Genomic DNA, 8,035 nt, shown 5'->3' with positions numbered 1-8,035 from the left:
TCAGGTGCTGCCAGATGAGCACCGACAGACCGAAGGATGCGCCGAGGGACAGCACCACGGTGCCCACGATCACCGCTGCGGCCACCACGCTGCGGGTGAGGATCAGCATGATGATGAAGATCAGGCACAGCGCGGCGATTCCGGCGATCAGCAGGTCGTAGTTGGCGCCTTCCTGCATGTCCTTGAAGGTCGACGCGGTACCGCCGAGGTAGATCTTGGAGCCCTCCAGCGGGGTGCCTTTGACCGCCTCCTTCGCGGCGTTCTGGATCGCCGCGATGTGGGAGATTCCCTCGGGGCTCATGGGGTCGCCCTCATGGCTGATGATGAACCGCACCGCGTGCCCGTCGGGAGACAGGAACATCTTCATGCCGCGTTTGAAGTCCGGATTGTTGAAGGTTTCCGGCGGCAGATAGAACGAGTCGTCATTCTTGGAAGCGTCGAACGCCTGGCCCATGGCCGTCTGGTTCTCCATCATCGCTTCCATCTGATCCTGCAGACCGCCCATCGTGGCCTGCATGGTCAGCATCATGTTCTTCATGTTCTTCATCGTCGCGATCATCGGCGGCATGATCGTCAGCATCTGCGGCATCAGCTGATCGAGGCGATCCATGTCCGGCATCATCTTCTGGATGTCATCGGTCATGGTGTCGATGCCGTCGAGCGCGTCGAAGATCGACCGGATCGACCAGCACATGGGAATGTCGAAGCAGTGCGGTTCCCAGTACAGGTAGTTGCGGATCGGCCGTAGGAAGTCATCGAAATCGGCTATGTGATCCCGCATTTCGGCAACATCGGCGACCATGGTGTGCATCTTGCCGACCATGCTGTGGGTGGTGTCCGACATCTGCTTGACCAGCACGAGCATCTGCTGCATGGTGTCGACCGTCGTCTGCATCTCGTCGGCCATCTTCAACATGTCCTTCATGCGGTCCTGCATGTATTTCATGTTCATCATCTGCGTGGTGCCCTGCATGCTGATCTGGAACGGGATCGAGGTGTGTTCGATCGGCGTTCCCTGCGGACGCGTGATGGCCTGGACGCGAGATATGCCGGGCACCTGGAAGATTCGCTTGGCGACCCGGTCGATGACCAGGAAGTCCGCCGGGTTGCGCAGATCGTGATCGCTTTCGATCAACAGCAATTCGGGGTTCATCCGGGCCTGCGAGAAGTGCCGGTCGGAAGCGGCGTACCCGGTGTTGGCCGGCAGGTCCGGCGGCAGGTATTTGCGGTCGTTGTAGTTGGTCTTGTAGCCGGGCAGGGTCAACAGGCCGATCAGCGACAGGGCGATGGTGGCGACCAGGATCGGTCCGGGCCAGCGCACCACCGCGGCGCCGATCTTGCGCCAGCCACGAGTCCGCATGGCCCGCTTGGGTTCCAGCGTCTTGCCGAACTTGCTGGCCACCGTGATGATGGCCGAGCCGAGAGTCAGGGCGGCGACGACCACGGTGACCATGCCGATGGCCAGCGGGATACCCAGTGACTGGAAGTACGGCAGGTTTGTGAAGTGCAGACACAGTGTGGCGCCGGCGATGGTCAGGCCCGAGCCCAGCACCACATGCGCGGTGCCGTGAAACATCGTGTAGTACGCCTGTTCCCGGTCCTCGCCGACACTTCGGGCCTCTTGATATCGGCCTATCAGAAAGATCGCGTAGTCGGTGGCCGCCGCGATGGCCAGCGTCACCAGCAGGTTGGTGGCGAACGTCGAGAGCCCGATGATGTCGTAGTAGCCCAGGAACGCGATCAGGCCGCGGGCGGCCGAGAGTGACAGCACCACCATCACCAGGGTGAGGATCACCGTGACGATGGAGCGGTAGACGAGCAGCAGCATGATGATGATGACCACGAACGTCAGCGCCGTGATCAGTTGCACACTGCGGTCACCGGCGATGTGCTGGTCGGCCGCCAGCGCGGCCGGGCCGGTCACATACGCCTTGACCCCGGGTGGGGGAGTGACACTTTCGACGATCTTCTGGACGGCCTCGACGGATTCGTTGGCCAGCGCCTCGCCCTGGTTACCGGCGGTGTAGACCTGCACATAGGAGGCCTTGCCGTCGGAGCTCTGCGCGCCGGAGGCGGTCAGCGGATCGCCCCAGAAATCCTGGACGTGCTCGACATGCGCGTTGTCGGCCTCGAGCTTGGCGACGACTTCGTCGTAGTAATCGTGGGCCTTGATGTCCAGCGGCTCTTCGCCTTCGAGCACGACCATGACCGAGCTGTTGGACTTGAACTCCTGGAACACCTCGCCGACGCGCTTCATCGCGATCATCGACGGCGCCTCGTCCGGGCTCATGGACACCGAGCGCATCTTCCCGACTTCTTCGAGCTGGGGAACGACGGTGTTCAGGGCAGCGATGACGGCGATCCAGCCGATGATGATCGGCACCGCCAGGCGCCGGATCCACTTGGCGATCCCGCCGTGCTTGGCAGGCCCTGGCCCAGTGACCGGGAAGGCGTCGGTCGGGGCGTCGTGGGTGCTCATGCAGATTTCACCAAGCAGAAGGTCTGGGCGTTGACGCCGTTGGAGGTTCTCTCGTCCTTGAGTTCGTCATCGACGGTGATCCGGCAGCTGATCGTGCTGCCGTTGCCCTGGGCCACGATGTTGGGGAAGACCGACGGTGCGGTGGACTCCAAGCGCAGCGTCCACGGCAGGCTGACCCCGTCGATGCGCTGCGGTTGCGCGTCCAGATCGAGGTAGTTCACGTCGGCAGTGGCGCCCGGCTCGCCGTAGATCTCGTAGACCACGACCTTGGGGTCGAAGGGTTTGGTGTCATCGACCTTGGCGCTGGCGAAGCCGGAGCCGTCACCTGCGCCGAAGAACGTGCGTACCCGCATCACCGTGAATCCGCCGACCAACACCACCGCGATGATGATCAATGGAATCCAGAACTTCTTGGCCAGGCCCGAAATCGAAAACTGTTTCCGGCGAGAGCTTTTCGTCGCATTGGTCATCGTGGAAGGGCACCGGTCCGTCGGTAGTGGGCAATGTGGGCAATGGGTAGGCAGGGCGAGGTCGACATACCGACGGCACGGCAGTCGATGGGGCAGTACCTGTGCACCATGTTCACCTCGATCATGCCTCGTTGTCTAGCCGAATGGCTAACTGAAGTTAGCGAGATATTAGCCTATTTAAATGAGTGGCAAAACGGTGACACAGCTGTGACGCCACAGCCGCGATGCTGCCGGCCGGTGACGGCGTTCAACGTCGTCACAGGGCACGTATGCCGAGGTCAGGCAGCCATATTCGTCGCGCGCCAGGTACAGACCGGGCCAAGCGAAGCTGCCCACTGTGATGGAGCTAACGGAATGGGCTGGGCCCCGCTGCCGTGTCGGCCGCCAGACCCAGCCCGGTGGAAATCTTGTGACTAGTGCCAGTTCCAAACGGACATGTCGTTGGGCGGGTAGTTCTGGCAGACGTCGGTGGTGTTGGCCGCGACGCCCTTGTTGTTGAAGAACAGCTTGGCCCAGTTCGGCCAGCGCCAGGACATGTTCTCGAAGAACGCGTTGGTCGCCATGTTCTCCGAGTACTGACGGCGGCCGGCGTAATCCAGTGAGAAGAACCAGTGGATGCGGTCCTGGGCGCCCTGCTGGTCGGCGACCGGCTTGTTGTTGTAGTCGATCATGTAGCGCTCGTAGTACACGGGCTCGACGTCGCGGGCCGCGGCCATGATCTGCTCGGCGGTGCACGGCGTCTTGAGGATCCGGTTGGGGATCGGGTAGTCGTCGGTGGCGTCGGCCGACGCGACACCGGCCCCGGCCAGGCCGGCGCCGGCGAGGCTGGCGGCGACCGCACAGGCGGCCACGCCGCCGCGGATCAGGTCATTGACACTCTTGCGGTTCAACATCTCGCTCCAAGACTCGTCAGATCGGCGTCGGAAATCAGACTACGGCCGCGTGGCGGCCTGTTCGTAGATAAAGCGCTGATCGGGGCAGTAGTAGTTGATGGCGGTGCCCAGGAACTGCCACGCCTGCGCGTCGGAGCTGTCCTTGGCCAGTTGCTTCTTCACGAAACCGACCGAGTCCTGTGCGTTGTGGTCGACCCCGTTGTGCAGTCGCTTGCACATGATCTTGGCGATCCACGCGTTGTAGTCACGCTGCCCATAGATACCGAATGTGTGCAGCTCATTAGCGAAATCGGTGTCGATCTCGGCATGTGCGGGAGCGGCGAAGGCGATAGCCGCCGCGGCGCCGATTGCTGCCAGGCCTGCAAGCTTCATGCGGTGAATCTTAGCCCATCTAAGCCTGTTCCGGTCGGGTGCTTCACTCATCCAATTGCCGACAAAAGCGGGATTTTTTGCTCAGCACTCGTCAGCGAACCGTGGTGGCCGACCAACGCGGACTCGAGGGGTTCGGCAGTTCGGCGCAGCATCGCGGCCGATCCACGGGCGGCAGCGACGACGTCGCCGATGCGATTCCGGACGCCATCGCGCACCCGGGCGCCGAACCAACCAGCGGCGATGGCCTCGTCGCGGGACAACACCCACGCGGAATCGGCCAGGGTGGCGCGCCACGCGGCGAGGACGTCATCGGCCGCCCCGTCAGCGGTGTAGATGTGGCGGGCGCGGGCTTCGCCACCGACCGCGGCCACCCCTTCGAGCAGCGGTCCGCACTCGTCGATGTCGGTCACGTGGGCCTGGTCAACGCTGACCATGCCGTGGTCGGCCACCACAGCCAGCAGACACTCTGACGGCAGCGCCGCCAATATAGACTCCACCAGGCGGTCGACCTGCCGCAACTGCATGCGCCACGCGGGGGAGCCGGGCCCGTGCAGGTGACCTACCAGGTCGAGGTCGGCGTGGTATCCGTAGCAGAAGCCACGGCCTGCGACGGCGGCGATGACTCCGGCCGCGAGATCGCCGAGGGCGTGCACGCCGACGTAGGTCCCGCCGCGCAGGATCGCCCGGCTCAAGCCGGAACCGGCGTGTTCGGCGGCCGAAACCACCGAGACCTCGAACCCGGCCGCTCCCGCCCGTTCGAACGTGGTGGGCAACGGTTGGATCCGTTCGGGTACCACCCGGTCACGCAGGTCCGGGCCCCACGGGTGAGGACGCCACCGCAGCGCGTTGACGACGTCGAATTCCGGGCCGGCCTCGGGGACCCGGAACGAGTAGCCGACAAGGCCGTGCTCGCCCGATCGGCATCCGGTGCCGATCGCCGCCAATCCGGCCGCCGTGGTCGAGGGAAACCCGACATCCAACGTCCGGGAGGCCGACCGACCGGCCAGCTGGGTCAACACCGGGGCATCGTCGGCATGGGCGGCGAGCAGCTCGGCGCCGAGCCCGTCGATCAGCAAGACGCATGCGCCACAGATCGGGCCGGGCCAGGACAGTCGCGCATCGAAACCGGGCACTCCCATCGCGGCGAGGACAGAAGGGACGACGTCGGCCAGGTGGGGGGCATCTGGATCAGGACGCGGAAGCTCCACTCCGCGAGCGTGCCACAGATCACGTCAGCGGGGTTCTGGCGACGTAGACCTCGGCGCAAGCGGGCCCGACCAGTTCGCCATACCCGGTACGCTCGGTTTTCATGAAGCCGATGAAAGCCGTGATCTTCGCCGCCGCTTTGGCGGTGTCCGCAGGTGGGGCGTTCAGTGGCATCGCCGCCGCGGATCCGGAGGCGCCGATGCCGGTGCCCGCACCTGGTCCGCCGCCCGGTCCGGTGGAGGCTGCTCCGGCTGCTCCTCCCGCTGCACCTGCGGGGGCGCCCGCGCCGGCGGCGTCAGGGGTGATCGACCACGACGGTCTCTTCATCGTCGGTACCGACGTCCAGCCTGGCAACTACGCGTCGGCGGGCCCGGTCGAGGGCGGCACCTGCTACTGGAAGCGGATGGCCGATCTGCACGGCGGCGACATCATCGACAACGCCTTCAGTAAGAAGCCGCAGGTCATCACGATCGAGGCCACCGACAAGGCGTTCAAGACCAGCGGTTGCCAGCCGTGGCAGCCCACCGACGCCGTTCCGAATACCCCGGCCAACGGTGCCATCCCGGCGTTGGTCGGCCAGGCCAAGCTGCGCGCGTGGATGGATTCGCTCAACAACAACGCCCGCAATTACGACGGGTCCTCCGTGCCGATGCCGTGATGACCCAGCCGTGATGACTCAGCCCTGAGTCATCACGTGTGAGTCATCAGCCCGGGATCAGCGGTGGCCGGCAGGCGTTGCCCACGGGATCCCACCACCAGCCGTTGTCGCACATCGGCGGCGGAGGCACCACCGGCGGGCGACAGGTGTTGGCCACCGGATCCCACCAGGCGCCGTTCTCGCAATCCAACGGCACGACCGGCGGGCGGCACACGTTCGCCACCGGGTCCCACCATTCTCCGGCTCCGCAGTCGGCCCAGCTGACGGCCGGCGTGGCCACCGTGACTACCGCCATCAGGCCGAGTGGCGCCAGGACAGCGCCGATGCCCGCCGCAGCGCGGCTGACGATGCTGGTCATCTCAAACCTCCCCGAGAGATCACGTCGCCGAGCCTATCCGGACCTTCGGTCGACGGCCAGGAATCGGACACGCCGCGTCATCGCCGGCCCCGGCGGCCACGGTGACGCGGGCGGTACGGGAATTGCTTTGCTGCACAAGATCACCCGCGCCGGTGACAGCAGGTATACGGATTTTGCCCAGGAACCACACACGGCGCGGCCGGCGCGCTGCGCGAGGGCTCGCTGCTAGTCTGCGAGAGCTGCCGGTTGCGCGTATCGCGGGCCGATCCGCCCGGCCAGCCGCGGCTATGACATGACAAAACAGCGAAGTGACGAAACAGCTGAGTGGATACGGAAAAGGGTGTTGTGCGCGGCGCAGAGATCAAGGCCCTGACAGGCCTGCGCATCGTTGCGGCGGTGTGGGTGGTCTTGTTCCACTTCCGGCCCTTGCTCTACCAGGTGGCACCCGATGTCACCGAGGCGCTCGCCCCGATACTCGATTGCGGAGCCCAGGGTGTCGATCTCTTCTTCATCCTCAGCGGATTCGTATTGACCTGGAACTACATCGACAGGATGGGCCCGACCTGGTCCACCCGGGCCACGCTTCACTTCTTGTGGCTGCGGCTGTCGCGGGTGTGGCCGGTCTACCTCGTCACGCTGCACCTGGCGGCACTGTGGCTGATTTTCACTCTCAACGTCGGGCACATCCCACCCGAGGACACCAGCGGCTACAACGCCGTCAGCTATGTGCGCCAGCTGTTCCTCGTCCAACTGTGGTTCGAGCCCTACTTCGACGGCTCGAGCTGGGACGGACCGGCCTGGTCGATCAGTGCCGAATGGTTGGCGTACCTGCTATTCGGGGCACTGATCCTGGTCATCTTCCGGATCGCGCGGGCCACCCGGGCACGGAGCCTGGTCGTGCTGGCCATCGCTGCGGCCGTGCCGCCGATGGTGCTGCTGATGGCCACCGGCCACTTCTACAGCCCGTGGAGTTGGCTGCCTCGCATCGTCATGCAGTTCACCGCGGGTGCGTTGGCGTGTGCGGCGGTTCGCAAGCTGCACCTGACCGAACAGACCCAGCGGCGGGCGGGCTACCTGTCGATCGTGCTGGGCGCCCTGATCGTCGGCGGACTGTACTTCTTCGATGCGCACCCGTTGAACACCGTCGGCGATGCCGGCGGGCTGGTCGACATTCTGTTCGTCCCGCAAGTGGTGGCCCTGGCGGTCGGCGTCGGGAGTCTGCCGGCGCTGCTGTCGACGCGGCTGTTGGTCTACGGCGGACAGATCTCCTTCGGTCTGTACATGGTGCACGAATTGGTGCATACCGCGTGGATCTGGACCACCAGGCAATTCGAGCTCACCCTGACACCGACGCTGTCGGGCAAAGCGACGCTCGTCGGCCTGTTCGCGATCGCGCTGCTGGGAGCAGTAGCGCTCTATCACCTCGTGGAGGAGCCGGCCAGGCGGTGGATGCGCAGGATGGTCGACATCCGTCCTGTTGATTCGGTCGGCACGAAACTGCACCGGATCGACACCGAGCTCGAGGACACGTCCGACAAGGTTTCCGCCCGTGCGGGCTGACTGCCGCAGCTGACTGCTGTAACTATCCAAACCCGCTGC

Annotated in this window: 8 protein-coding genes; 2 read left to right on the top strand and 6 right to left on the bottom strand. The window is 64.9% G+C overall.

Annotated elements, in window-relative coordinates:
- The 5 genes from QQ25_RS17355 to QQ25_RS17335 form a co-directional block, all read right to left on the bottom strand.
- Window positions 1–2,479: MMPL/RND family transporter (locus QQ25_RS17355; protein ID WP_039379776.1), on the bottom strand; the 2,479-nt coding region annotated here is incomplete at its 3' end.
- On the bottom strand, window positions 2,476–2,949 hold the full coding sequence (locus QQ25_RS17350) for an MmpS family transport accessory protein (protein ID WP_082017554.1): 474 nt from the start codon (window positions 2,947–2,949) through the stop codon (window positions 2,476–2,478). The genes QQ25_RS17355 and QQ25_RS17350, both read right to left, overlap by 4 nt.
- 413 nt (window positions 2,950–3,362) lie before the next feature.
- The gene (locus tag QQ25_RS17345) at window positions 3,363–3,842 is read right to left on the bottom strand and encodes a DUF5078 domain-containing protein (protein WP_052235859.1); all 480 of its coding nucleotides are present in this window, start codon (window positions 3,840–3,842) and stop codon (window positions 3,363–3,365) included.
- Window positions 3,843–3,881: 39 nt separating this feature from the next.
- The gene (locus QQ25_RS17340) at window positions 3,882–4,214 is read right to left on the bottom strand and encodes a DUF732 domain-containing protein (protein ID WP_039320318.1); all 333 of its coding nucleotides are present in this window, start codon (window positions 4,212–4,214) and stop codon (window positions 3,882–3,884) included.
- A gap of 47 nt (window positions 4,215–4,261) precedes the next feature.
- Window positions 4,262–5,422, bottom strand: coding sequence for an alkaline phosphatase family protein (locus QQ25_RS17335; RefSeq protein WP_039379774.1), 1,161 nt, complete (start codon window positions 5,420–5,422; stop codon window positions 4,262–4,264).
- A 101-nt stretch (window positions 5,423–5,523) separates the two neighbouring features.
- Here QQ25_RS17335 and QQ25_RS17330 point away from each other — a divergent pair, with 101 nt between their 5' ends.
- Window positions 5,524–6,078, top strand: a complete 555-nt coding sequence (locus tag QQ25_RS17330) for an Rv1352/Rv1906c domain-containing protein (RefSeq protein ID WP_039379771.1) — start codon at window positions 5,524–5,526, stop codon at window positions 6,076–6,078.
- A gap of 46 nt (window positions 6,079–6,124) precedes the next feature.
- Here QQ25_RS17330 and QQ25_RS17325 read toward each other — a convergent pair whose 3' ends face one another.
- Entirely contained in the window at window positions 6,125–6,373 is a 249-nt protein-coding gene (locus tag QQ25_RS17325; RefSeq protein ID WP_162627824.1) for a hypothetical protein, read from the bottom strand.
- Window positions 6,374–6,781: 408 nt separating this feature from the next.
- Between QQ25_RS17325 and QQ25_RS17320 the strand changes: the two genes are divergently transcribed.
- Window positions 6,782–7,996: an acyltransferase family protein gene (locus tag QQ25_RS17320; RefSeq protein ID WP_039320308.1), complete on the top strand. Its 1,215-nt coding sequence runs from the start codon at window positions 6,782–6,784 to the stop codon at window positions 7,994–7,996.
- Window positions 7,997–8,035: the final 39 nt, after the last annotated feature.

Origin of the sequence: Mycolicibacterium setense (genome assembly GCF_000805385.1) — a bacterium.
In the GTDB taxonomy this organism is placed as follows: domain Bacteria; phylum Actinomycetota; class Actinomycetes; order Mycobacteriales; family Mycobacteriaceae; genus Mycobacterium; species Mycobacterium setense.
The sequence above is the reverse complement of the archived record's forward strand: the minus strand, read 5'-3'. Positions and strand labels throughout refer to the sequence as shown.

Coding starts and splice junctions, on each gene's coding strand:
- QQ25_RS17350 (WP_082017554.1), bottom strand. CDS start 2,949: ATGACCAATGCGACGAAAAGCTCTCGCCGGAAACAGTTTTCGATTTCG.
- QQ25_RS17345 (WP_052235859.1), bottom strand. CDS start 3,842: ATGTTGAACCGCAAGAGTGTCAATGACCTGATCCGCGGCGGCGTGGCC.
- QQ25_RS17340 (WP_039320318.1), bottom strand. CDS start 4,214: ATGAAGCTTGCAGGCCTGGCAGCAATCGGCGCCGCGGCGGCTATCGCC.
- QQ25_RS17330 (WP_039379771.1), top strand. CDS start 5,524: ATGAAGCCGATGAAAGCCGTGATCTTCGCCGCCGCTTTGGCGGTGTCC.
- QQ25_RS17325 (WP_162627824.1), bottom strand. CDS start 6,373: ATGGCGGTAGTCACGGTGGCCACGCCGGCCGTCAGCTGGGCCGACTGC.